Raw genomic sequence first — 24,302 nt, forward strand, 5'->3', positions numbered from 1 at the left:
TGCGGTCCGTTTTTTTTGGAATGAATAGATTGGACTCGGACAATCAGGCGCTGTTGCAGGTGAGCGAGCTGCAGGTGGAGCTGGGCGCTGCGGGCCGGCGCGTGCATCCCGTGGATGGCATCAGTTTCGCCGTTCCTGCCGGGCAGACGCTTGCGCTGGTGGGCGAATCGGGTTGCGGCAAATCGATGACCGCGCTGGCCTGCATGCGCCTGCTGCCGGCTGGCGGCCGGATCTCGGGCGGCAGCGTCAGGCTTAGCGGAGAAGCCTTGCAAAGCTTGCCCGAAGTGCGGATGCGCGACATCCGCGGCAGCCGGCTGGCGATGATCTTCCAGGAGCCGGCCACCAGCCTCAACCCGGTCATGACGGTTGGCGATCAGATTGGCGAGGTGCTGGTCCGCCACCGGGGCATCCACGGCAAGCCCGCTTGGGACGAGGCGGAGCGTCTGCTCGACGCGGTCGGCATTCCCGACGCACGGCGACGCCTCGCGGAATATCCTTTCCAGCTGTCTGGCGGCATGAAGCAGCGGGTCATGATCGCCATCGCACTGGCGGGCGACCCGCAGTTACTGATTGCCGACGAGCCCACCACGGCGCTGGATGTGACGATCCAGGCCCAGGTGCTGGATCTGCTCTCCGATCTGCAGGCCCGGCGTGGCATGGGCATGCTGTTGATCACCCACGATCTGGGCGTGGTAGCGCGCATGGCCCACCGGGTCGGCGTGATGTACGCCGGCGAGCTGGTTGAGACCGGTAGGCGGGAGGATTTCTTCAGCACACCGCTGCACCCCTATTCCCGCAAGCTCTTTGCAGCGTTGCCTACAGAGGCCCAGCGGGGCAGGGTACTGGAGACCATCGAGGGGCAGGTGCCCCGCCTCGGGGCCCATCGGCACGGCTGTCGTTTTGCCGATCGCTGCCCGCAGGCACAGGACTTGTGCCGCCAAGCGGCGTCGGCCATGCATGTCGTCGGTCGCCAGGCCGTGCGTTGCCATCTGTACGACCCAGCTGCGCCGATCGGCTGGCTGAAGGAGGCGACGACCGCTCGCGATGTGGCCTCCAGCGGAACTGCCAGCGGCGCGGCACTGGAGGTGGAGGGCTTGCAGGTCCATTTCCCGGTTCGCAAGGGCCTGTTCCGTCGGGTCGTCGGCCATGTGAAGGCGGTGGATGGCGTGTCGCTGACCGTGCCGTCAGGCCAGACCCTGGCGCTTGTCGGCGAATCGGGCTGCGGCAAGACCACTGCTGGCAAGGCCCTGCTCAGCCTGCTGCCGGCCACCGGCGGCAAGGCGCGCTATGGCAGCCACGAACTGCTTGGTCTCAGCCCACGGGAATGGCAGCCGCTGCGGCGGGATCTGCAGATGATCTTCCAGGACCCGTTCAGCTCCCTCAATCCGCGCATGCGGGTCGGCGAGATCCTGGAGGAAGGTATGGCGGCGCTCAAGGTCGAGAAGAGCGCCGAGGCGCGTACCCTCAAGGTTGAGGCCTTGCTCAAGCGGGTCGGGCTGGATCCGGCGATGCGCCATCGCTTCCCCCATGAATTCTCTGGCGGACAACGCCAGCGCATCGCCATCGCCCGCGCACTGGCCGTATCGCCGAAGCTGATCGTCTGCGACGAGCCGACCAGTGCCCTCGATGTATCGGTGCAGGCGCAGATCCTCAATCTGCTGCGGGAGCTGCAGGCGGAATATGGCCTGTCCTACCTGTTCATCACCCACAACCTGGCAGTGGTTGATTATCTCGCCCACCATGTGGCGGTGATGTATCTCGGGCGAATCGTCGAGCAGGGAAGCGCGGAGGAGGTGCTGAGGTCACCCAGTCATCCGTACACGCGCATACTGCTGGCGGCGGTGCCGCGGGTGGATGGGCGCGAAGGGGAAGTCGTTGCCGGGAACGGAGCGACTCATGGTGATCTGCCGTCGCCATTGGCACCCCCGGCCGGCTGCCATTTCCATCCCCGCTGCAGCCAGGCCATGGAGGTGTGCCGGCAGGCCTATCCGGAAGAAACCCGGTTGTCGGTGAGCCGGGTCGTGCGCTGTCATTTGTACTGAGTGACCAGGCGCCCGGTTGGGCGCAAGCCTGCGGGGCTGGTTCCGCGCTCCGCCGAGCCGCTTCGCACCAGAGGAGCCCGAAGGAAGACCTGGTCTGCCCTCAGTGGTGCTTCTTGTCTTTGCCGGCGCTGTCCTTGGCGTCCTTGGACTTGTTGCCGCTGTCCTTCTTGTCAGCCTTGTGGCTGCTCTCTGCCTTGCTGTCAGCGGCCTTGTCTTTCCCGGCCGCTTTTTCCTTGCCTTGGGACTTCTCGTGGACCGCGGGTTTCTCCTTGGCTGAGGGCTTGTCCTTGCCTGAATCCTTTTCCTTGGCAGACGACGTGGACTTGTCTTTTGCCGAGGTTTTTTCGGAGGTGGGCTTCTCGTCCTGTTTGTCGGAGCCCTTGCTCTTGCCGTGCTTGCCGCGCGGGGCGTCCTTCTCCTGGTCCTTGTCTTTGGCGGGCGCGGTTTCGGCCTTGCCGTGGGCGAAGGGTTTGATCGGCGCGGCGCCGACCGGCACCTTGCGTTCGATCACGGTCGGCTTGCCGTTGCGGCCGCGTACGACGGTCCGCTGGACGATGAAGCTGGGCGGTTCTACGGCGCCAGCCTGGGGCTTGGTCGGCAGCATGTTGGCGAGGGTGATGCGCTCGCCCTGGCTTTCCGACGGGACGATCAGGGTGTAGCCGGTGCCGATGCGTGCCCGCGGCGACAGGCCATTGACCTGGCGCAGGCGAGTGGCCGAGATGCCCAGCCGGTCGGCGACGCCTTCGAGGCCTTCGCCTTCCTGCAGTTCATAGGTTTTCCAGGCTGCGCTGGCCGGGTCATGTTTCTCGAGGTTGCTGAGGAAGGTATCCACCCTGTTGGCGGGAATGATCAGCGACTGGGTGCCGTTGGTCGGCAGTACGGGGCGCTTGTAGCCGGGGTTGAGGGCGAGGATTTCTTCCACCGGCGTTTCGGCCAGGCGGGCCGCCGTTGCCAGGTCGAGGGGCACGCGGCTCTCGACGGTGGCGAAATAGGGCCGGTTGGGGATGGACGGCAGGGTGATGCCGAACAGTTCGGGCTGGGCCACGATGTTCTTCAGCGCCTGCAGCTTGGGCACGTAGTAGCGCGTTTCGCCCGGCATGTTCAGGAACTGGTATTCGGTGGGCTGGCCGGCCGCCCGGTTCTTGGCCACCGCCCGGCCGACCGCGCCTTCGCCCCAGTTGTAGGAGGCGAGGGCCAGATGCCAGTCGCCGTGCATCTCGTAGATGTACTGCAGGTAGTCCAGCGCGGCATTGGTGGAGGCGATCACGTCGCGCCGCTCGTCCACCCACCAGTTCTGCTCCAGTCGGTAGGTCTTGCCCGTGGATGGCACGAACTGCCACAGGCCGGAGGCCTGGGCCGACGACAGGGCCATCGGGTTGAAGGCGCTTTCCACCATCGGCAGCAGGGCTAGTTCGGTGGGCATGCCACGGCGCTCCAGTTCCTCGACGATGTAGTAGAGGTAGCGCTGTCCGCGGCTGAAGATCTGGCGCAGGGCGCCGGGGCGGTTGATGTAGTAAATCTGCCGGTCGGTCACCAGGTCGGTGTTGAGGTCCGGCATGGAGAAGCCGCGGCGGATGCGTTCCCATAGGTCGTCGGGCTCCACCGTCAGGTCGATGGTGGGTACCTTGACGTGCTGATCCCGGATCTCGAAGGTCTGCATCACGGGGGATGCGCCGTTCGCATCGAGTAGCGACGGAGCCTGGGCCAGCTGTTGCGGAACCTGGCCGTCGTCGACGGCAAGCACGGGCGCAACCCAGGATAGAGAAAGGAGCAGCGCGATAACTCTTGGGAACATCAGGATCCGTCGCGCAAAAAGCAAAGGCGGGATTCTAGCCGTCGGTGTATAGGGGGTCAAACCGCGGCCGGCGCCATTCCGCAACAAATCCTTGCGCTCCGAAAGGTCTTCAGGGCGCCATTGTCAGCCCATTTAGGGCACAATCCCCCGCAGGGCATTCATGGCCTAGGCCCCTTCATTTTCCACCTACCGACCGTTCGAGAGCCTTCAGTGAAAGCGTTGTTGATTGAGGATACGCTGACCAGCGCGACGCTGGTCTCCCATCAACTCCGCAAGATCGGCATAGAGCCCATTGTCGCGCGCAACGGGGAGAAGGGTATCGAGCTGTTCCAGCAGGAGCGCCCCGACCTCGTTCTGCTCGACATCATCATGCCGGGCATGGACGGTTTCGAGGTTGCGCGGCGTATCCGGCAACTGGAGCAGGCCGGGGAATGGACGCCGATCCTGTTTCTCACCGCGCGCACCAGTGACGAAGACCTGGAGAAAGGGATCGCCGTCGGTGGCGACGACTACCTGATCAAGCCGGTTTCGGAAACCGTGCTGGCCGCCAAGGTGCGGGCCATGCAGCGCATTGCCCAGATGCGTTATTCGCTGCTGGTGCTGACCCGCAAGCTGGACGAGGCCAACCAGGAGCTGACCCGCCTTTCCTCCCTGGATGGCCTGACGGCCATCCCGAATCGTCGCCAGTTTGACGATACGCTGCAGTCCGAGTGGCGCCGGGCCGTCCGCCAGGCACGTCCGCTGGCCCTGTTGTTCTGCGACGTGGATTTCTTCAAGCAGTTCAACGACGGCTACGGCCATCAGGTCGGCGATGAGTGCCTGAAGGCGGTGGCGCGCATTCTCAAGGGCAGCCTGCGCCGCCCGGCCGACCTGGTGGCCCGCTACGGCGGCGAGGAGTTCGCGGTGATCCTGCCGGACACCGACATCGCCGGTGCTCTGCAGGTTGCCGAAGCCATGCGTTCATCGGTTGAAGGCCTTGCCATCACCCACCGCTATTCCCGCGCGAATACGGTGGTAACCATCAGCATTGGCGCCGCCTCGGTGGTGCCTGGGCGCGGGGACATCAACTCGGCGACGCTGATCAAGGCTGCTGACGACGCGCTTTACCAGGCAAAGCAGGGCGGGCGGAACCGCATTGCCGCGGCCGCTGCCGTCATCTCGCCCGCAGCCTGACTCCCGAATCCTAGAAGCGGTTTTTCCACTCCCGGATGGCAGCAAACACGTCCACCGGGTTTGCCAGGGCATGTCCGGCCTGGGTTTCAGCCTGACGGATCACCTCCGGCTCGCTGCTGCGCAGGAAGGGGTTGGTGGCAAACTCACCGGCCAGCGGGAAGGGCACTGTCGGCTGGTCTGCTGCACGCAGTGCCTGGCAGGCGGCAATGCGTTCGGCGACGGCCGTGTTGCTGGGCTCGACGGCAGCGGCGAAGGCCAGGTTCGACAAAGTGTATTCGTGCGTGCAATAGACCTGCGTGTCGCCCGGCAGGGCTGCCAGCTTGCCGAGGGATGCATGCATCTGGGCCGGCGTACCTTCAAAGAGGCGGCCACAGCCGGCGGCAAACAGCGTGTCGCCGCAGAACAGCGCGCCTTCACCGTAATAACCCACGTGGCCGGCGGTGTGGCCGGGGATATCGAGCACCCGGAAGCGGACGCCGATGCCCGGCAGGCGGACTTCTGCGCCTTCAGCGACGGGATGGCTGATGCCGGCGATGTCCTCCCGCGCCGGCCCGTAAATGGGTACGGACGCCGTGGCGAGCAAGGCAGACAACCCGCCGACGTGGTCGGAGTGGTGGTGGGTGACGAGGATCGCCTCCAGGCTCAAGCCTTCGCTGGACAGGTAACGGAGCACCGGCTCGGCATCGCCCGGATCCACGACGACGGCGCGGCTGTCGTGGCGAAGGACCCAGATATAGTTATCGCGGAACGCGGGAAGAGGGATAATCTGCATCTCGTGATTGTAGCCGCTCCAAGTCCGCATCCGACAATGTCCTCCCCCGAATCCTTTCCTGGTCTGCACGCGTGGCTTGAAACCCCGCTGGGGCGCTATGTGATGGCATGGGAGAGGACGCGGTTCGATACCTTGGTGGCGGATATCTTCGGTTACCACGCAGTGCAGCTTGGGCTGCCGGAGTTCGATCTGCTGCAGGCCAACCGGATGCCCTTCCGTTTTCGTGCTGGGGCAGGTGAAGTGCAGGTGGAGCTCGACTATGCAGCCTTGCCCTTTGCCGCCGCCAGCCTGGATCTGGTCGTGCTCCCCCATGTGCTGGAGTTCGCTGCCAACCCGCACCAGGTGTTGCGGGAGGTGGAGCGGGTGCTGGTGCCGGAGGGGCATGTGGTGATTGCCGGTTTCAATCCGCTCAGCCTTTTCGGGATGAAGCGCCTGCTGGCGCGGGAAGCCTGCGCCTACCCCTGGCACGGGCAGTATTTGTCTCTGCGGCGCATCAAGGACTGGCTGGCCCTGCTCAGCTTTGAGGCCAACTGCCAGGCCTCCGGCTGTTACGTACCGGCACTGGAGCAGGAAAAGTGGATCGAGCGAATGGCCTTCCTGGATGGCGCCGGGAGCCGCTGGTGGCCGATAGGCGGCGGGGTCTACCTCATTCACGCCATCAAGCGGGTGCAGGGCATGCGGCTGATCATGCCGAAATGGGAACGCAAGGCGGCGGCGCGTGCGCTGGCGCCTCTTATTCAGAAGACGAGCCCTCGTCGGGAGGGCTCACAGAAAACCCTGGTCGAGAGAGATTTTGGACGAGATTGATATTTATACGGATGGCGCCTGCTCGGGCAATCCGGGCCCGGGCGGCTGGGGCGCGATCCTGCGCGCTGGCCCCCACGAGAAAGAGCTGTGGGGCGGTGAGCCCGCCACCACCAATAACCGGATGGAGCTGCTGGCGGTGATTCGGGCCTTGCAGGCGCTCAAGCGTCCGGTCGCGGCGCGGGTGCATACCGACTCCCAGTATGTGCAGAAAGGTATCTCCGAGTGGATCCACGGCTGGAAGGCGCGGGGCTGGAAGACCGCCTCCAAGGAACCGGTCAAGAATGAAGACCTGTGGCGGGCCCTCGACAGCGAGGCGTCCCGTCATCAGTTGCGCTGGCTGTGGGTCAAGGGCCACGCAGGCCACCCCGAGAACGAACGGGCCGATGCACTGGCCCGGCGTGGCGTCGATGCCGTGCGCAAGACAGGAAAGATCGTGGATACAGGAGCAGCAGCATGAGGCAGATCGTTCTCGATACGGAAACCACCGGCCTAGACTGGAAGAACGGCGACCGGGTGATCGAAATCGGTTGCGTGGAGCTGATCGATCGCAAGCTGACGGGGCGCCACTACCATGTGTTCATCAACCCGCAGCGGGAGATCGATGCGGGTGCGATCGCGGTGCACGGAATCACCAACGAGTTCCTCGTGGACAAGCCGTTGTTCAAGGACATCGTCGAGGAGTTCGAGGAATTCGTCGCCGATGGCGAGCTGGTGATCCACAACGCGTCCTTCGACGTGGGCTTCCTGAACCATGAGCTGAACCTCCTGGGCCGGCCGCTACTCACCGCGATCTGCCCGAGCGTGATCGACACCCTCAAGCTGGCGAAGGAGCAGAACCCCGGCAAGAAGGCATCGCTGAACGCCCTGTGCAGCCTCTACGAGATCGACAATACGCACCGGACGCTGCACGGCGCTCTGCTCGATGCGGAGCTGCTCGCCGATGTCTACCTGGCCATGACCCGTGGCCAGGAGAGCCTGATCATGATGCTCGACGAGCCGGCCACCCAGGTGGACGACGGCGATGCCGGCGGGCCGATCGAGCGTCCGCCGCTGCGGGTGCTGCGGGCAACGCCGGAGGAACTGGAAGGCCACGACAAGGTGCTGGGCGAGATTGCCAAGGCCAACAAGGGCAACTGCTTGTGGTTGCCGCCAGCGCCTGCCGAGGCGCCCACGGCCTGATGATCAGTGCTGGCCCAGCGTGGCCAGCACTGCATCTGCCAGCGCCAGGCAGCTTGTCAGGCCCGGCGATTCGATGCCGAACAACTCGACGAGGCCAGGCGCGCCGTGGTCCCGCGGGCCCAGCAGCATGAAATCGGCGGCGGCCTCCTCGGGGCCGTGGATCTTCGGCCGCACGCCGGCGTAGGCGGGCTGTAGCGCACCGTCCGGCAGGCCGGGCCAGTAGCGGCGTACCGCCGGATAAAACGATTCCGCCCGTGTTGGCGTTACGCCGTAGTCCGGTGCGTCGATCCACTCGACGTCGGGGCCGAAGCGGGCCTGGCCGCCCAGGTCCAGCGTGAGATGTACGCCCAGCCCCGCGGCCTCCGGAATGGGGTAGATCAGGTGGCGGAAGGGCGCCTTGCCCTGAAGCGTAAAGTAATTGCCTTTCGCAAAACGAGCCTTGGGCAGGCGCTCCGCCGCGAGGCCGCCAAAACGGCGTGCCAGTGGGACGGCGCCCAGGCCGGCGGCATTGACCACGCTGCGAGCCTGGAGCTTCAGCTCCGCATCACCACCTACTTCGAGCAAAAAACCATCCCCGACGCGCTCGCCGCGCAGTACCGGGCTGTTGAAGGCCAGCGTGGCGCCGGCTGCTTCCGCGTCGCCGAGCAGGGACAGCATCAGCGCCTGGCTGTCGATGATGCCGGTGTCCGGTGACAGCAGGGCACCGACGCAGCGGAGTTCCGGTTCCAGTTCGATGGCTTCGTTGGCTTGGAGCCGCCGCAGGCCCGTTACGCCATTGGCCGCGGCGCGGCTGGCAATGGCGTCCAGCTGCGGCAGCTGTCCGGCATCCGTTGCCACCAGCAGCTTGCCGGTGCGGCGATGGGGAATGGGGCGCTCGGCGCAGTAGGCGTACAAGGCCTGGCGGCCGGCGACGCACAGGCGCGCACGCCAGGAGTTCGTCGGGTAGTAGAGCCCGGCGTGGATCACCTCGCTGGAGCGGCTGGAGATGCCGCTGCCGAAGCGCTCCGTGGCTTCGAGGATCAGCACTTCACGTCCAGCCTCGGCGAGGCCGCGGGCGCAGGCCAGGCCGACGACGCCGGCGCCGATCACCACGCAGTCCACGCGCTCCATCAGAAGGCGATCCGGCCGTCTGGCAATTGCCCCGATTTCTCCAGTCGCTTGAGGGTCGGCTTGAGGTCGAGGCCGGTTGCAGCCTTGAGTTCGGTGACGCGCTCGCCGAGCGAAGGCGGCGATGTGTCCACCGGATTGCCGCCACGGGCGAAGGCCACCACGTTACCGCTGGGGCAAGGCGGCAGGGCGAACACGTGCCCGTCGAAGGCCTCGCCCAGGCGCTTGAGTTGGGTCTTGAAACCGCGGATCTGCCCGAACAGGTTGACGCTCAACAGGCCATCGGACGACAGCCGTGCCTTGCAGGCTTCGTAGAAGGCCTGGCTGGCGAGCTCGCCGGCGCGGGCGTTGCGATCGAAGCCGTCCACGACGATCAGGTCCCACTGGCTTTCGTCGTTGGCGACGAAATGCGCGCCGTCGCCGATCATCACCTGCAGGCGTTCGTCCTCGGGTGGCAGGCGGAAATACTGGCTGGCCACCGCATGGACTTCCGGTGCGATCTCGACGACGGTGGTACGGGCTTGCGGCAAATGGCGGTGGATGAACTTGGCGATGGAGCCGGCGCCGAGGCCGATCAGGAGCACCCGCTCCGGCCAGGGCGCGGCCCGCAGGAGCAGGCCGGCCATCATCTCGCGGGTGTATTCGAGTTCCAGTGCGTCCGGCTTGCGGATGCGCATGGCGCCCTGTACCCACACCGAGCCGAAGTGCAGGTAGCGGACGCCGGATTCTTCGCTGATATCGATGGGTACGGTCATGACGTTTTGTTTGTTGCGCTGCGGTAAGATGGGCTGGAAATCATTGCGGAGCCTCACACCATGGCCACCTTCGAAAACCACGACGCGGAACTTCTGTCCATTGACCTCGAAATCGCCCGCCTGGCCCAGCTGTGCGACATCAGCCTGCTGGAGCCCGGCGTAGCCGAGGCTGTACTACGCGGCGACCAGAGCCTGTGCCCGTCGGAGAACCCGGTCGCCTGGGGCAAGCTGCGTGGTCTGTTGGTGCTGCATTATCATGTGGTCAGTGAGGTCGCGGCGACCGACGGTGTTGATGCGGCTGCCGACAGCGTGCGGCGTGCGCTGGAGCTGGTCATGGGACGCATGAACCCGCAGCAGCGCTAACGCATTTCAGTTGGCGTTGTCCGCCCGCGCCGGACTGTAAGGGAGTACGGTGTAGCGGAACAGGGGCAGCCGCCCAGGTTCCACGTCCACTTTTACCCAGCCCATAAAGGGTGAGCCAAAGGTTTCCAGGCGGGTGAAGTTCTTCACTACCTCGCCGCTGGCCGGATCACGCAGAGGCTTGTCGATGCGTTGAAAGTGCGTGTCGCCATGCACCAGCAGCACCTCCCCGGAAAAATGCTTTGTCTCAGCAAGGATCTGCTCCAGCAGCGCCCGGTAACCCTTGTTGGGCTTGCCCTGGCTGAAATCCTCGATGTCCGGATTGGCCTGCATGGCCAGCATCACGCCTTCCAGGCCCCGGCTGCGGGCCAGCGCAAAGCCGTCGGCAATCCAGGCCCTTAGCGCTGCACTGCGCTGCACGAACTCATCGCTCGGCTGGCTGCCGCGGCCGTAGTTATTGTCGCTGCCGGGCACGTTGAGAGACAGGAACAGCACCGGGCCGATCTGCCAGCGCAGGTTTTCACGGTAGGCTGAATGAACGTGGTCGCCGGCTTGCGACTCCACCGCCATCGGGTTCTGCCCCAGCGTCTTGCCAGGCTCGGGCATGAATATCCGGCGCAGCGTGGCGAGCCGCTCCAGCGGATCGTAGCCACCGTTATTGCCGCGGTGGCAATCGGTCCATTCGTTGTCGCCAAAGGCGAATATCAGCGGATGAAAGCTCGTCTGGAACAACTGGAGCCGGTCTTCGAACAAGGCGTCGTCGCAGCGCTCACCGCCGTTTTTGATGTCTCCATCGTGGAGCACGAACCTGAGCGGCTCGGCGTTCATCGCGGCGATCAGGCCGGGCAGGTGGGCGCGTTCGGCACGGTTGTAGGGGGTGTCACCGAACAGGCCGAAGCTGAACGGCTCGGCGGCGGACGCCGACAGCGCGAACAGCGCGCCGGAGCAGGTGAGGGCGAGGCGGGCGAGGGGCTTCATGCGGTCAGGCGCTTGAGTTCGTAGAGGGCTTCCAGCGCTTCCCGCGGAGACAGGGTGTCCGGATCGATTGTGGCCAGTGCGCCGAGCACCGGGTGCCCAGGGGTCTCAGGTTCTTCCGGCGGCAGGCTGGCGAACAGGTCGGCCTGGGGGCCCGCACTGATCTCCCGGTTTTCCAGCGCGCGCAGTCGGCGCTTGGCGTCACGGACCACGGCTGACGGAATGCCGGCCAGCGCGGCGACCTCGATCCCATAGCTCTGGCTGGCTGGCCCGTCCTCGAGCGCGTGCAGGAAGACGATGCCGTGGTTGTGCTCGACGGCGTCGAGGTGCACGTTGGCACACTCCGGGTAGTCCTGGGCCAGACGGGTCAGCTCGAAATAATGGGTGGCGAACAGTGTCCAGCAGCGGTTCTTGTCGAGCAGGTGGCGGGCGATGGCGACGGCCAGCGCAACGCCGTCGAAGGTGGAGGTGCCGCGGCCGATCTCGTCCATCAGCACCAGGCTCTGGTCGGTGGCGCCGTGCAGGATGGCGGCTGCCTCGGTCATCTCGACCATGAAGGTGGAGCGGCCGGAAGCCAGGTCGTCCGATGCGCCGATGCGCGTGAAGATTGCATCGACGGGCCCGATGCGCGCCGCGCTCGCCGGCACGAAGCAGCCCACGTGGGCGAGTAGCACAATCAGCGCGACCTGACGCATCGTGGTCGATTTACCGCCCATGTTGGGGCCGGTGATCAGCAGCATGCGGCGGGTCGGGTCGAGGCGGGTGTCGTTGGCGATGAAGTTCTCCACCTGCCTTTCGACCACCGGATGGCGGCCGGCCACAATTTCGATGCCTGGCTGCTCGCTGAACTCAGGCATCGCGTAGTTGTAGCGGGCTGCCGCTTCGGCGAAGGCCGACAGGCCGTCGAGCAGCGCGCAGGCGCGGGCGATGCGCTGAAAGCGCGGAATGTCGCCGGCGAGCTGGTCCAGCACGCCTTCGTACAGCAGCTTTTCACGGGCTAGTGCGCGCTCCTGGGCCGACAAGGCCTTGTCCTCGAAGGCCTTCAGTTCCGGGGTGATGAAGCGCTCGGCGTTCTTCAGGGTCTGGCGGCGGCGGTAGTCCTCCGGCAGCTCGCCCTTGGCAGCGTTGGCGGCGGAGATCTCGATGTAGAAACCATGCACCCGGTTGAACTCGACCTTCAGGTTGGCGATGCCGGTGCGCTCGCGCTCGCGGGCTTCGAGTTCCAGCAGGAAGGCGCCGCAGTTGGTCTGAATGCCGCGCAGCTCGTCCAGGTCGGCGTCGAATCCGGTAGCGATCACGCCGCCGTCGCGCAGCACGGTGGAAGGTTCCGGCGCGATCGCGCGGCTCAGCAGATCGAGCGCGTCGTCCGGCGTGGCCAGCTCGTCGAGCATGTGCCCGAGCAGCGGCGCCCGCGGCGTGCCGAGGGCCGCGCGCAGTTCCGCCAGGCGGCCGAGGCTGTCGCGCAGCGCCGACAGATCGCGTGGGCGGGCGCTGCGCAGCGCGACGCGGGCGGTGATCCGCTCCACATCTGACACGCCGCGCAGGATGCGACGCACCGGTTCTACCGGACCTTCGCCCAGCTCGCCGACGGCCACATGGCGGTGGGCCGCTGCGGCGCGGTCGCGCAGCGGATGGTGCAGCGCGTGGCGCAGCCAGCGCGAGCCCATGCTGGTCGCGCAGGTGTCGAGCAGCGACAACAACGTCGGTGCCGCTTCGCCGCGCAGGGTTTCGGTGAGCTCCAGGTTGCGTCGCGTGGCGGCGTCCAGGCGCAGGTAGGCGCTGTCCCGCTCGGCGGTGAGGGCGGTGATGTGGGCCAGGGCCTGGCGCTGGGTGGCGCGGGCGTAGTCGAACAGCGCGGCGGCGGCGGCCAGGGCCACCGGCATCTCATCGGCACCGAAGCCGGCCAGGTCACGGGTGCCGAAGTGGGTAGTGAGCAGGCGGCGCGCGGTTTCCGCATCGAACTGCCAGTCCGCCAGGCGGCGCAAGCTGGGCGCCAGATGCTCCAGCAGCGGCAGGCGCAGGCCGTCGGGGATCAGCACCTCGGCCGGGCGCAGGCGCTCGAACTGGGCAGCCAGCTGCGGGGCATCGCATTCGAGCACGCGAAAATCCCCGTTGGCGAGGTTGAGCCAGGCCAGGCCCAGCACGCCGCGGTGCAGGTTGACTGCCAGGAGCGGCGCGTCGGCCTTGTCGTCCAGGAGGGCTGCGTCGGTGAGCGTGCCCGGCGTGACGATACGCGACACCGCGCGCTCCATCGGCCCCTTGGTGGCGCCCGGGTCGCCGACCTGCTCGGCGATGACCACCGATTCGCCCATCTTCACCAGCCGCGCCAGATATTGCTCGACCGCATGGTGCGGCACGCCGGCCATCTTGATCGGCTGCCCGGCCGAGCTGCCGCGGGTGGTCAGCGTGATGTCCATCAGGCGGGCGGCCTTCTCGGCGTCTTCAAAAAAGAGCTCGTAGAAATCGCCCATCCGGTAGAAGAGGAGGGTATTGGGGTGCTCGTACTTGATGCGGATGTACTGCTGCATCATCGGCGTATGGCCGTGCAGGAGTTCTTCGAGCGACTTCTGGCTGCTCGTTTGTTCTTTTGTAGTCAATCTGTTACCCAACTCTTCGTAAAACGCGCCCGGCCTGCGGGCGATGGAAAATCGTGCCGGTTGCGCTGTTCGGCGTAACTTTTGGCGTAACCCGATAGTCTACCGGGGCAGGCGGTGCTGATCCACGGCGGCATTGCATCTTTTCCACATACGGGCGGGAGGAGCGGCACATGCCCAGGTTTCCGGACGACTACGACAAGGGCGGTCGGGCCCTGATGCTGGAAGACATCGCCGGCGAGCTTGCTGCGACCCGGTGGGAAACTGGGCTGGATGCGTTGGCTCCTCAGGTGCTGGATGCCATGGCAACGGTACCGCGGGAAGCCTTCGTGCCGGCGGACGTGCGTTACCTGGCCTTTCGCAACGGACCAGTGGGCATTGGCCACAGCCAGACGATCTCGCAGCCCTTCATCGTGGCTCTGATGACCCAGCTGCTCGCACCGCGTGCGGGGCAGACCATCCTGGAGGTTGGCACTGGCTCGGGTTATCAGGCCGCCGTGCTGGCGCAGCTGGTCCGGCAGGTGTTCAGCGTGGAGATCATCGCGGCGCTGGCTCATGAAGCGGCGCCCCGCCTGGCCAGGCTTGGCTACGCCAACGTGGAGGTCCGCCATGGCGATGGCTACGAAGGATGGCCGGAGCACGCGCCCTACGACGGAATTATTGTCACCGCAGCGGCGCCGGCCGTGCCGCCGCCCTTGGTCGAGCAATTGAAACCAGGCGCGCGGCTGGTCATTCCGGTGGGCCTCAATCACGCCTTTCAGACCCTGAAGCTGATCGAAAAGCATGCGGATGGCGGCATCTCCAGCAGCAACGTGCTGACCGTGGCATTTGTGCCGCTAACCCGAGATCTGCGGGACGACTGATCCACCGTGCGCGTCCGCTTTCATTTCCTTGGCGTGCTGGGCGACTTCCTGCCGCGACTGCAGCGAGGGGGGCCGCTGGATGCTGAACTGGTCGCGACAGCGACGCTCAAGCACGCTATCGAGTTGCTCGGCGTGCCGCACACGGAAATCGGCATGGTGCTGGTTGATGGCAGGCCGGTGTCTATGGATGCCAAGCTGGAGGAGGGCGCGGACGTCCAGGTGTCCCCGGCCGATGCGTCGACGATGCGGCCTGGCAGTCTGCACTTCATCGCCGATGCCCACCTGGGCGGACTGGCCCACCGCCTGCGCATGGCGGGCTTCGACACCCTGTTCCGCAACGATTACGCGGATCCCGAGATCGCCGCCATTGCCGGGCGCGAACGGCGCATCGTGCTGACCCGCGACCGGGCCTTGCTGATGCGCAAGGCGATTGTTCGCGGCTGCTATGTCCATGCCCTGAAACCAGATGCACAGTTCCGCGAGCTGGCCGCCAGATTGTCGCTGGCACCGGCCTTCCGGCCGTTTTCCCGTTGCCTGGAATGCAATGCGCCGTTGCGGTTGGTGCCTAAAGTAGAGGTACTGGAGCGCCTGCCCGATTCGGTTCGTCGCACCCACGAGCGCTTCACCCGGTGCGAGGGCTGCGGGCGGGTGTTCTGGGAGGGCTCCCATTGGTGGCGCATGCGCGGCTTGCTGGAGGATGGATTCGATTCTGCGTTCCAAGGTGTTCAGGCAGGGCGTCCTGGCGCCTCAGACGCTATAATTCGCGATTACTCGTTTTCATCCAACGGAACCGCTGTGCACAAGAAAATCCTGATCCTCGATTTCGGCTCCCAGGTCACCCAGCTCATCGCCCGCCGTGTGCGCGAGCAGCAGGTGTACTGCGAAATCCACCCGTACGACGTGTCGGACGACTTCATCCGTAACTTCGCGCCCCAGGGGATCATCCTGTCCGGCGGTCCGAACTCGGTCTACGAGGCCACAGAATGGAAGGCGCCGCAGGCCGTCTTCGAGATCGGCGTGCCGGTGTTTGGCATCTGCTACGGCATGCAGACCATGGCCAGCCAGCTCGGCGGCAAGGTTGAAAGCTCTGGCAAGCGCGAATTCGGTTATGCCGAGATCCGCGCCCGCGGTCATTCCGAGCTGTTCCGCGGCATCCAGGACCGGACCAACGACGAAGGCCACGGCTTGCTGGACGTGTGGATGAGCCACGGTGACAAGGTTACCGAGCTGCCGCAGGGCTTCAAGGTCATCGCCTCCAACGAATCCACGCCCATCGCTGCCATGGCCGACGAGGTTCGCAAGTTCTACGCCGTGCAGTTCCATCCGGAAGTCACCCACACCATCAAGGGCAAGGAAATGATTGCCCGCTTCGTGCATGAGATCTGCGGCTGTGAGCACGACTGGAACATGCCGGACTACGTGAACGAGGCCATCGAGAAGGTCCGCGCCCAGGTTGGCAGCGACGAGGTGATCCTCGGCCTGTCTGGCGGCGTCGACTCTTCCGTGGTTGCAGCCCTGCTGCACAAGGCCATCGGCGACCAGCTCACCTGCGTGTTCGTGGACAATGGCCTGCTTCGCCTCAACGAGGGCGAAATGGTCATGCAGATGTTCGCCCGCAATCTGGGCGTCAAGGTCATCCACGTGGACGCCACCGAGCAGTTCATGGGCCACCTTAAGGGCGTCTCCGACCCCGAAGCCAAGCGCAAGATCATCGGCCGCGAGTTCGTCGAAGTCTTCCAGGCCGAAGCCGCCAAGCTGCCCAGTGCCAAGTGGCTGGCCCAGGGCACCATCTACCCGGACGTGATCGAGTCTGCCGGCGCCAAGACCGGCAAGGCCCACGCCATCAAGAGCCACCACAACGTCGGCGGCCTGCCCGAGACCCTCAACCTCAAGCTGCTCGAACCGCTGCGCGAACTGTTCAAGGACGAGGTCCGCGAGCTGGGCATCGCCCTCGGCCTTCCGCATGAGATGGTCTACCGCCACCCGTTCCCCGGCCCGGGCCTGGGCGTGCGCATCCTCGGCGAAGTGAAGAAGGATTACGCCGACCTGCTGCGCCGCGCCGACGCGATCTTCATCGACGAACTGCGCGCCGCCGACTGGTACGACAAGACCAGCCAGGCCTTCGCCGTCTTTCTGCCGGTGAAGAGCGTCGGCGTGATGGGCGACGGCCGCACCTACGAATACGTCGTCGCGCTGCGCGCCGTGCAGACCCAGGACTTCATGACCGCCCACTGGGCCGAGCTGCCCCACAGCCTGCTTGGCAAGGTCAGCAACCGCATCATTAACGAAGTCCGCGGCATCAACCGTGTGGTGTACGACATCAGCGGCAAGCCGCCTGCAACGATCGAGTGGGAGTGATCCAGACTGTCACTGCCTTTCGGTAGTGATCCAAGATCAGCAAAAACCCCGGCACTGCCGGGGTTTTTGCTTTCTGGGCGCGCAGTATTAGAGCCGCAACTCCGACGAGTGTAGGTGGCCTCGTCCATCACGGATGTGCGTCTGCCTGATGGCAAGCCGCTCGCTGAAGGTTGGCGGGGGGACTTCGTGCCCACGCGTCGTTGCGGGGATGCCTGGCTAGCGGACAGGTCGCTTCCTTTGATCCATCCCAAATCGTGCTGCGATACGACAGTGGTAGACTGCCCGCCTCGGGCTTGAAACTGGAATACCATGAGTTCATATCCGATCGAAGTGATCAATCAGGCGCTGCACGCCCACGACCCCGATTGCGCCTACTGGCTGGAGCGGGTCAATGCATTGCTCCGGGATCCGGCCAACTGCCTGCACCGCAAGGCGCTGGAGCACACACGCAAATATCTCGAAGAGGCACCCTGTCGGGTCGATGCCCCTCGCGGCCATCCACCTGGCGATGACTGCCAATAGTCTTTCGGCTGGAGGACGCTGGTCATGGACAAGGATGTCGAGCGTTACTACCGGAACTGGCGCGATGAGCAGGACGGCGCCGCCTTGTATGCCGGACTGGCCCGGGCCGAGACCGATCCGGTGCGCCAGGACCTTTTTCACCAGCTGTCCCAGGCCGAACTGAGTCACGCCGCCCACTGGCGAGGCAAGCTCGATGAGGCTGGCGTCGGCGTCGAAGTCCATGCGCCGGGGCTGCGCACGCGGATGCTGGTGTGGCTGGCCCGGCGTTTCGGGCCGCACTTCGTGTTGCCGGCCTTGGCCACGGCGGAGTTCGCCGACCGCGACAAATATGCCGGCCAGCCCGGCGCGGAGGCTTTGTCCGGAGAAGAGCGTTCCCATGCGGCGATCATCGAGGCTGTCAATCGGCGCGGCGGGCACGTCGGCGCAGATATCGCGCGGGCCGAGCGTTGGCACGGGCGTGGCTCGGGGAACGAGTTGCGGGCGGCGGTCCTCGGTGCCAACGACGGACTGGTGTCCAGCCTGTGCCTGGTGATGGGCGTGGCGGGGGCCGGGGCTTCGTCCAACACGATCCTGCTCACAGGCCTGGCCGGCCTCATCGCAGGGGCCGTCTCGATGGCGCTGGGAGAATGGCTGTCGGTGACGAATGCCCGTGAATTTGCGTCCACCCGCGTCGCGCAGGAACGCCAGGAACTGGAAGAAAACCCGGAGGCCGAGCGCAAGGAGCTGGCCCTGATTTTCCAGGCCAAGGGGCTGGCCCGGGAGGACGCCCAGCGGGTCGCCCGCGACATGATGCGTGACCGGGACACCGCGCTCGATACGCTGGTGCGGGAGGAACTCGGCATCGACCCCGCCGAGATGGGCGGCAACCCGTGGAGCGCCGCGGCGGTGTCGTTTGCCTTGTTCGCGGCGGGTGCGATCTTTCCAGTGCTGCCGTATTTCCTGACCGGCGGCCCGTTGGGCATGGTCTGGAGCCTGTCCCTCAGCGCTGTGGGGCTGGGCGGGATAGGGCTGGCAACCTCCTTGTTCAGCGGGAGGAGTCCGGTGTATTCGGTGGTGCGTCAGATCCTGATCGGCGCCGCAGCGGCCGGGGTGACCTACGGCAGCGGCGCGCTGATTGGCGTGTCCATCGGCTGAAAGGCACGTCCTGCCTTGCGTTCGGGTGAGCGGAGGTTCATGCTGGACGCGAAAGGAGGCGGTAAAAATGCGTGTCAGCTTCTTTGGCGCGGCCGGCGAAGTCACGGGCTCGTGCACCTTGGTGGAAACAGGCGATCTGCGTTTCCTTGTCGATTGCGGCATGTTCCAGGGCGGCGGCGAGGCCCGCCTGAAGAACCAGCGCGCACTGGATTTCGGATTCGATGTACGCGAGATCGATTTCGTGCTGCTCACCCATGCCCATATCGACCACTCCGGGCTCCTGCCGCGCCTGGCCGTGCTGGGCTTCCGCGGCCCGATCTACGCGACGCCGGCGACGATAGACCTGCTGGAAGTGCTGCTGCTCGACAGCGCCCACATCCAGGAAAAGGAATCTGAGTGGCAGTTACGCCATCAGCGGCGTAGTGGCAAGAATGGACGCAGCGTGCATCCGCCGCTGTACACCGTGGCCCAGGCCCAAGCCACATTGCCGCTGCTGAGGCCGGCGACTTACGGCAAGCTCATTCACCCAGCCGAAAGCATTCAGGTGTGTTTCCACGATGCGGGCCACATCCTTGGTTCGGCCTGGCTGGAAGTGACGGTCAGCGGCGAAGGCAAGCCGCGCAAGCTGGTGTTCTCTGGCGATCTGGGCATGCGCGACCGGCCGGTTCTGAACGACCCGGAACCCGTTGTGCCGACCGCTGATGTGCTGCTCATCGAGTCGACCTATGGCGACCGCCTGCACCGGCCGCTACAGGAAACGGAAGACGAGATCGTTGCCGCCTTCGGGCGGACGCAGGCCTGCCACGGCAACTTGATCATCCCGTCCTTCGCGGTGGGACGTACCCAGGAAATCATCTACATCCTGGCCGATCTCGTGCGGCGGGAAAGGCTGGCCCCGCTGAAGGTCTATGTGGACTCGCCGATGGCCAACGAGGCCACCCGCATCACGCTGGCCCACCCGGCGCTGCTCGACGACGAGACCCACGAACTGACCGCCTGGCTGCGCGAACACCCGAACCGGATGAAGGTGGAGTTCGTCGCCGATGTGGAGGCCTCCCGGGCCCTCAATGAAGTCCGCAGCGGCGCGGTGATCATCTCCGCCAGCGGCATGTGCGAGGCGGGGCGCATCAAGTACCACCTGCGCGAAAACCTGCCGCGCAGCGAGTGCAGCGTGCTGATCGCCGGCTTCCAGGCCGCTGGTACGCTTGGCCGCCGCCTTGTAGACGGCGCCCGGCTCGTGCATATCTTTGGTGAGGCTGTGCCGGTGCGTGCGCGCATCTACACGGTGGGTGGACTGTCGGCCCATGCCGATCAGGCCGGGCTCATCGCTTGGCTGAAGGGATTCCACGCGCCGCCGCGCCACACCTTCGTGGTCCATGGGGAAGCGGCGGCGGCAGCCCATTTTGCCGAGGCTGTCGGCGTGGAGTTGGGCTGGCATGAGGTGAGCGTGCCGCAGCAGGGCGACAGCGTGAACCTGTGAGTGCAGCTTCCTGATCGTCGAGGCCTTGTCATCCGGTCTTCTTGCCCCAGATCAAAGCCCCTAGGGAATAGCTGAGTAAACTGCTCAACATTATTTGCCAAGGAGCAGTGTGATGGCGAAGAGGTTTCCCTTGCATCCGGCCCATCCGGAGCGGATCTGCTGGGGCTGCGACAAATACTGCCCGGCCGACTCACTGGCCTGCGGCAATGGCTCGGGCCGGACCCTGCATCCGGCAGAAATGCTCGGTGACGACTGGTACTGTCATGGCGACTGGGGACTTGATGAGGCAGAGAGCCCTGTCGTGCCGGCGCCCGCCGATCGGTCGCGCTGAGCGCCTCTTGGGCTGCCGGGCTGATTACGGCGGCTGCTCCTTCACGATCTGTTTGTGAGCGCCTGCAAGAGCTCGAAGGCGAGCTTGAAACCCAGGTTTTCGACGGCCGCTGCCACCGGGATGATCGCCGTGATGCCGAAGCGGGCCTCCAGCCCGGGCCTTTGTTTTTCAAACGCGTCGAGGGTTGCAAAGTCATTGTTTTGCAGGCCAGCGAGCAGGTCCGCCAGGGCCTCGTCGCCGATCGGCGGGGCGTCCTGCCCCGTGGCGGCAGGCGAGGGCTTCAGCCAGGTTTCGGCAGAGGTAAACAGGCCGTGCAGCGCGGCCTCGAGCTGCACCAGATCTTTTTCCCCTGCCGCCTGGTCGCCTCCTTCGTAAGTGGCCTCGAGCCGCGCGGCAAGCTCGGTAACTTCGATGGCCGACAGATTGCCGGCGGCGCCGCGCAGTTTGTGCATGCGTTGCCGTGCCGTTGTGAAATCTCCGCGGGCAAGGGCGAACCGCACTTCATCGACAACTCCGCAGAACTCGTCGCGCACCCGGGCGAGGGAGGAGAGGAGCAATCCGCGGTCGCCGAGCAGGCGCCGGTGGACCGAGGGTATGTCGATGCCGGTAATCTCAGGGAAGTCGGAGGCTGGTTCTGAAGATTGCGTTGGGGTAGGGGCCTTGCTGCTGTCTTCGATTGCATGGCCGGCCCAGCGTCGTGCGGTGGCAACCAGGGTATCGAGCTCGAAGGGTTTGGCGAGAAAGTCGTTCATGCCCGCCTGCATTGCCCGTTCCCGCTGGCTTGGCAGTGCGCCGGCGGTCAATGCAACGATCGGCAGATCGGCCAGCCCAGCTTCGTTGCGGATCGCCCGCGTCGTGTCAATGCCGTTCAGCTCGGGCATCTGAATATCCATCAGGACCAGATCGAAGGCGTCCGGCGCAGCCTTGAGTCTTGCGACGGCGGCGTGGCCACTGTCGGCGACCTGGCAGCGGGCGCCCTCCAGTTCCAGCAGGCGGCGGGCGATATCGAGATTGACAGGGCTGTCGTCTACAACCAGCACCCGCAGGCCGGCGAGGCGGGGGCCTTCGCTGGTCGGGAGATCGAGCGGCTGCTCCTGGGGCCCGCTGCTGTCCAGTTCGAAGGGCACGGTAAACCAGAACTCACTGCCTTCGCCTAGCCGGCTTTCCACACCGATCTGTCCCCCCATCAGGCCAACCAGCTTCTGGCAGATCGCCAGCCCGAGACCGGTGCCGCCGTATCGGCGCTGGGTCGATTCGTCGGCTTGCACGAAGGCATCGAAGACCCGTTCCCGTTGTTCGGGGGCGATGCCGATTCCCGTATCGCGCACTGCGAAACGCAGGGTGATCCAACCTGCCTCTTCGGACAGCGCCTGTACGGAAACCGCCACATGCCCGTCCGCTGTGAATTTGAGCGCATTGCCGGTGAGGTTGTAGAGCACCTGGCTGATACGCTGGGCATCACCGATGAGCGTGGTGGCGATTTCCGGCAGCGGTGCCCACTCCAGCGCAATCCCCTTGGCGGCCGCCACCGGGGAGAGGACGTCCACCAGGTTGCTGATCACGTTGTGCAGGACGAAGGGCCGGTGTTCCAGCTCGAAATGGCCGGCTTCTATCTTGGAGAGGTCGAGCACGTCGTTGATCTGTTCCAGCAGGGCTCGTCCCGCAGTGCGCAGGTTGCGCACGAGTTGGCGCTGGTCCTCGTCGAGGGTGCCGCGTTCGAGGATCTGCACGGTGCCCAGGATGGCATTGAGTGGCGTCCGGATCTCGTGGCTCATGGTTGCCAGGAAGGCACTCTTGGCTTCGCTGGCCTGCTCGGCAGCCTCCTTGGCGGCCTGCAGCTCCCGCTGGCGTTCGGACAGCTCGGCGGTGCGCACCTCGACCTCCCGCGCCAGATCCTGGTTGTAGTTGATCAGCCGTTGCCGGCTTTCTTCCAGCGCCTTCTCCGCCGCCTTGCGGGCCGTGATGTCCTCGATGGCGCCGGTTACGTAGCTGACCGCACCATCGGCGTCGCAGACCGTGGAGGCGGTTATGTGAACCCAGGCAATCTGCCCATCCTTGCGAATGAAGCGTTTCTCGGTGTCGTAAAGGTATCCGCCGGCGAGTAGCCGGCCGATCCGTTCCCGGTCGGCGGGCAGGTCATCCGGATGGGTGATGTCCGTCGGCCCCATCCCATTGAGGAGTTCCTGCCTGCTGTAGCCGGTGATCTCGCAATAGCGCTCGTTAACGTCCAGGTAGCGGCCCCGGAGATCCAGTTGGCCGGCACCGACCGCCATGTTCTCGAAGAAGCTGCGGAAGCGGGCCTCGCTTTCCCGCAGATTTTCCTCGTGCTGTCGTCTTTCGGTGACGTCGAGCACCACGCCACTGATGCGCCGCACTTTGCGTCCTTGTTCTTCCTTTGAAGCATGGCCGGATGCGTCCAGCCAATGGACCGAGCCGTCGGGCCAGACCACGCGGTATTCGCAACGATAGACGCTGCCCCTGGTGATGGCCTCGGCGAGGGCGGACTGCATGATCGCCCGGTCGTCGGAATGAATGCGTTGAACGAAATCGTCCAGCGTTACCGAGCGGTAGGACTCCAAGCCGAAGAGTTCGAGGCAGCGGGGTGAGGGCACTACCACGTTGCTTCCGACATCCAGGCTCCAGGTGCCCAGGTCGGCGCCGGCAATGGCCAGGGTCAGCGCGTTGTCCCGCTCCACGACGAGTTCCTCGAGATGCCTGCGGTGCTCCCGCAGTGCTGCCTGGCTGGTTTGCCGCTGTGCGTTCTCGCGCCATAACAGCAGAATGATGCCTAGCAGCGTGAGGATGCCAAAAATCCCGCCGCGTACAAGGGTTGTAAGTGCGTGGGCAGAGGCCTCCTCCTTGGCCCTCTGGCGCTGCTGCAGCAGGCGTTCTTCTTCGGCCAGCAGGGCCGTAACGCCGAGCCGTATGTCGCTCATGTGGCCTTCGTGCCAGAAGTCCCGCAGGGAGGCGTGGGCGGCCTCTGCGCCCAACTTTTGGCGTAGGGAAATGGTGAGGTCCATGCCGGCCACTTGTGCTTTGAGTGGGATCTCCAGTTCCTGTAGCCGCTGTTGCTGGGCAGGATTGTCGGCGGTGAGTTGCCGTACCTCTAGGACGCCTGTGCGCAGGCCGGCGACGGCATTACGGTAGGCCGTCAGGAAGTGCTCGTCGCCGATGGCCGCGTAACCCCGCTCGGCTGACTCCGCATCGAGCAGGGTGGTCAGCAGCTGCTCTACCTCAAGCATGACCTTCCAGGTATGGCTCTCCAGGCGGTTGGCGTCATCGACGCTGCGCAGGCGATCGGTCACGATCCAGCCGACGATCACCAGCGCAGCGATGGATATCGCGACCGCGATCCGTGTCAGCCAGCCGAAGCCGTCAGGCGGAAGGCGGTTGAACACGATGCCCAGCGCCAGCAGCGAGAACCCCAGGGCCGTATGGACCGACATGGTGCTGTAGGGCGCCAGGTGATAGAAGGATTCGACATCGAAGAGGTAGCCGAATATGGCGGTCAGGCCGAGGAGCCCGGTGAGCCCCGCCAGGTAATGGCACAGGCGGCTGCCAATGGCACTGCGGCCAAGGGCCAGAGCCCAGCCGCTGAGAGTCAGGCACACTGCCGAGGCGGCGCCCATCCGGCCCGAGGTTTCACCCGGGGAGCGGTTGAAGTCGATGATGAGGTTGTCCAGCCCGAGGTCCAGGCCGGCGAGCGCCTGAATGGACTGGGCCAACCCCAACATACCCACCAGGGCGCCGAGTCCGCGGCCCCACCGCTGCGCGCCGGGGCGCCGGTCACCAAGCAGGAACAGCGCGACCCCTGTCACGACGAAGCCGGCGGCGGTGTTGCCTTTCATCGACGCCAGCCCCGGACGCACGGACCGTAGAAGGGGGATGTCCGCAGCCCAGCCGATCAGAACAGAAATGCCGATCAAGATGATGCTGATAGCGAGAATGCGGACGATGCGTGCCAGCCCCTGCTCGTCGATGGAGTCGACAGCGCTGATCGCTGGCCGTGCTTGGCTTGCACTCTGTCCCATTGGCTCGCCCTACGAAAAGGCCCC

The 24,302-nt window shown here is 65.4% G+C and carries 19 protein-coding genes and 1 pseudogene; 13 read left to right on the plus strand and 7 right to left on the minus strand.

The genetic code is table 11. From position 1 onward, the window contains the following. The first annotated feature begins 29 nt into the window (after positions 1 to 29). The gene (locus ACE3RX_RS05370; RefSeq protein WP_374481092.1) at positions 30 to 2,042 is read left to right on the plus strand and encodes a dipeptide ABC transporter ATP-binding protein; all 2,013 of its coding nucleotides are present in this window, start codon (positions 30 to 32) and stop codon (positions 2,040 to 2,042) included. A gap of 100 nt (positions 2,043 to 2,142) precedes the next feature. On the opposite strand, the gene ACE3RX_RS05375 is transcribed toward ACE3RX_RS05370, so the two are convergent. Continuing rightward, positions 2,143 to 3,786 carry a transglycosylase SLT domain-containing protein gene (locus ACE3RX_RS05375; RefSeq protein WP_374481094.1) on the minus strand — a complete coding sequence of 548 codons (1,644 nt, stop codon included), beginning with the start codon at positions 3,784 to 3,786 and terminating at the stop codon, positions 2,143 to 2,145. A gap of 261 nt (positions 3,787 to 4,047) precedes the next feature. Here ACE3RX_RS05375 and ACE3RX_RS05380 point away from each other — a divergent pair, with 261 nt between their 5' ends. Further along, positions 4,048 to 5,010 carry a diguanylate cyclase gene (locus ACE3RX_RS05380; RefSeq protein ID WP_374481096.1) on the plus strand — a complete coding sequence of 321 codons (963 nt, stop codon included), beginning with the start codon at positions 4,048 to 4,050 and terminating at the stop codon, positions 5,008 to 5,010. A 10-nt stretch (positions 5,011 to 5,020) separates the two neighbouring features. On the opposite strand, the gene gloB is transcribed toward ACE3RX_RS05380, so the two are convergent. Continuing rightward, positions 5,021 to 5,782, minus strand: coding sequence for a hydroxyacylglutathione hydrolase (gene gloB, locus ACE3RX_RS05385; protein WP_374481273.1), 762 nt, complete (start codon positions 5,780 to 5,782; stop codon positions 5,021 to 5,023). Positions 5,783 to 5,818: 36 nt separating this feature from the next. Here gloB and ACE3RX_RS05390 point away from each other — a divergent pair, with 36 nt between their 5' ends. Genes ACE3RX_RS05390 through dnaQ form a run of 3 tightly spaced genes read left to right on the plus strand, consistent with a single transcriptional unit; the run spans position 5,819 to position 7,768 of the window. Continuing rightward, positions 5,819 to 6,589 (plus strand): class I SAM-dependent methyltransferase, encoded by a 771-nt coding sequence (locus ACE3RX_RS05390; RefSeq protein ID WP_374481098.1) that lies wholly within the window; start codon positions 5,819 to 5,821, stop codon positions 6,587 to 6,589. Further along, a complete protein-coding gene (gene rnhA / locus ACE3RX_RS05395) occupies positions 6,576 to 7,046 on the plus strand; it encodes a ribonuclease HI (protein WP_374481100.1) in 471 nt (156 codons plus the stop codon). The genes ACE3RX_RS05390 and rnhA overlap by 14 nt, the downstream gene beginning before the upstream one ends. Continuing rightward, positions 7,043 to 7,768, plus strand: a complete 726-nt coding sequence (gene dnaQ / locus ACE3RX_RS05400; protein ID WP_374481102.1) for a DNA polymerase III subunit epsilon — start codon at positions 7,043 to 7,045, stop codon at positions 7,766 to 7,768. The genes rnhA and dnaQ overlap by 4 nt, the downstream gene beginning before the upstream one ends. Positions 7,769 to 7,771: 3 nt before the next feature. Here the strand turns inward: dnaQ and ACE3RX_RS05405 are convergent, their stop codons facing one another. Then, complete coding sequence (locus ACE3RX_RS05405; protein WP_374481104.1) at positions 7,772 to 8,878, minus strand: NAD(P)/FAD-dependent oxidoreductase; 1,107 nt, start codon at positions 8,876 to 8,878, stop codon at positions 7,772 to 7,774. Further along, positions 8,878 to 9,630 carry a fused MFS/spermidine synthase gene (locus ACE3RX_RS05410; RefSeq protein ID WP_374481107.1) on the minus strand — a complete coding sequence of 251 codons (753 nt, stop codon included), beginning with the start codon at positions 9,628 to 9,630 and terminating at the stop codon, positions 8,878 to 8,880. The genes ACE3RX_RS05405 and ACE3RX_RS05410 overlap by 1 nt, the downstream gene beginning before the upstream one ends. A gap of 60 nt (positions 9,631 to 9,690) precedes the next feature. Between ACE3RX_RS05410 and ACE3RX_RS05415 the strand changes: the two genes are divergently transcribed. Continuing rightward, the gene (locus ACE3RX_RS05415) at positions 9,691 to 9,993 is read left to right on the plus strand and encodes a hypothetical protein (RefSeq protein ID WP_374481109.1); all 303 of its coding nucleotides are present in this window, start codon (positions 9,691 to 9,693) and stop codon (positions 9,991 to 9,993) included. A 6-nt stretch (positions 9,994 to 9,999) separates the two neighbouring features. Here ACE3RX_RS05415 and ACE3RX_RS05420 read toward each other — a convergent pair whose 3' ends face one another. After that, positions 10,000 to 10,968 (minus strand): hypothetical protein, encoded by a 969-nt coding sequence (locus tag ACE3RX_RS05420; RefSeq protein WP_374481111.1) that lies wholly within the window; start codon positions 10,966 to 10,968, stop codon positions 10,000 to 10,002. Continuing rightward, positions 10,965 to 13,496, minus strand: a complete 2,532-nt coding sequence (gene mutS, locus ACE3RX_RS05425) for a DNA mismatch repair protein MutS (protein ID WP_374481275.1) — start codon at positions 13,494 to 13,496, stop codon at positions 10,965 to 10,967. The genes ACE3RX_RS05420 and mutS overlap by 4 nt, the downstream gene beginning before the upstream one ends. A 236-nt stretch (positions 13,497 to 13,732) precedes the next feature. Here mutS and ACE3RX_RS05430 point away from each other — a divergent pair, with 236 nt between their 5' ends. The 7 genes and pseudogenes from ACE3RX_RS05430 to ACE3RX_RS05460 all read left to right on the plus strand — a co-directional run bounded on the left by ACE3RX_RS05430 (position 13,733) and on the right by ACE3RX_RS05460 (position 20,247). Beyond that, complete coding sequence (locus ACE3RX_RS05430; RefSeq protein ID WP_374481113.1) at positions 13,733 to 14,422, plus strand: protein-L-isoaspartate(D-aspartate) O-methyltransferase; 690 nt, start codon at positions 13,733 to 13,735, stop codon at positions 14,420 to 14,422. A 6-nt stretch (positions 14,423 to 14,428) separates the two neighbouring features. Further along, positions 14,429 to 15,097, plus strand: a pseudogene (locus tag ACE3RX_RS05435) (Mut7-C RNAse domain-containing protein); the annotation flags it as partial. A 120-nt stretch (positions 15,098 to 15,217) separates the two neighbouring features. Next, the gene (gene guaA, locus ACE3RX_RS05440; RefSeq protein ID WP_374481277.1) at positions 15,218 to 16,780 is read left to right on the plus strand and encodes a glutamine-hydrolyzing GMP synthase; all 1,563 of its coding nucleotides are present in this window, start codon (positions 15,218 to 15,220) and stop codon (positions 16,778 to 16,780) included. Positions 16,781 to 17,089: 309 nt separating this feature from the next. Continuing rightward, on the plus strand, positions 17,090 to 17,302 hold the full coding sequence (locus tag ACE3RX_RS05445; protein WP_374481115.1) for a hypothetical protein: 213 nt from the start codon (positions 17,090 to 17,092) through the stop codon (positions 17,300 to 17,302). Between the two features lie 24 nt (positions 17,303 to 17,326). Beyond that, a complete protein-coding gene (locus ACE3RX_RS05450) occupies positions 17,327 to 18,436 on the plus strand; it encodes a VIT1/CCC1 transporter family protein (RefSeq protein ID WP_374481117.1) in 1,110 nt (369 codons plus the stop codon). Between the two features lie 67 nt (positions 18,437 to 18,503). Continuing rightward, positions 18,504 to 19,916, plus strand: coding sequence for an MBL fold metallo-hydrolase RNA specificity domain-containing protein (locus ACE3RX_RS05455; RefSeq protein ID WP_374481119.1), 1,413 nt, complete (start codon positions 18,504 to 18,506; stop codon positions 19,914 to 19,916). A gap of 112 nt (positions 19,917 to 20,028) precedes the next feature. Beyond that, positions 20,029 to 20,247 carry a DUF3079 domain-containing protein gene (locus ACE3RX_RS05460; RefSeq protein WP_374481121.1) on the plus strand — a complete coding sequence of 73 codons (219 nt, stop codon included), beginning with the start codon at positions 20,029 to 20,031 and terminating at the stop codon, positions 20,245 to 20,247. Between the two features lie 41 nt (positions 20,248 to 20,288). On the opposite strand, the gene ACE3RX_RS05465 is transcribed toward ACE3RX_RS05460, so the two are convergent. Further along, positions 20,289 to 24,278, minus strand: coding sequence for a PAS domain S-box protein (locus ACE3RX_RS05465; RefSeq protein ID WP_374481123.1), 3,990 nt, complete (start codon positions 24,276 to 24,278; stop codon positions 20,289 to 20,291). Between the last annotated feature and the right edge of the window lie 24 nt (positions 24,279 to 24,302).

It is taken from the genome of Zoogloea sp., from assembly GCF_041914405.1.
Lineage (GTDB): Bacteria > Pseudomonadota > Gammaproteobacteria > Burkholderiales > Rhodocyclaceae > Zoogloea.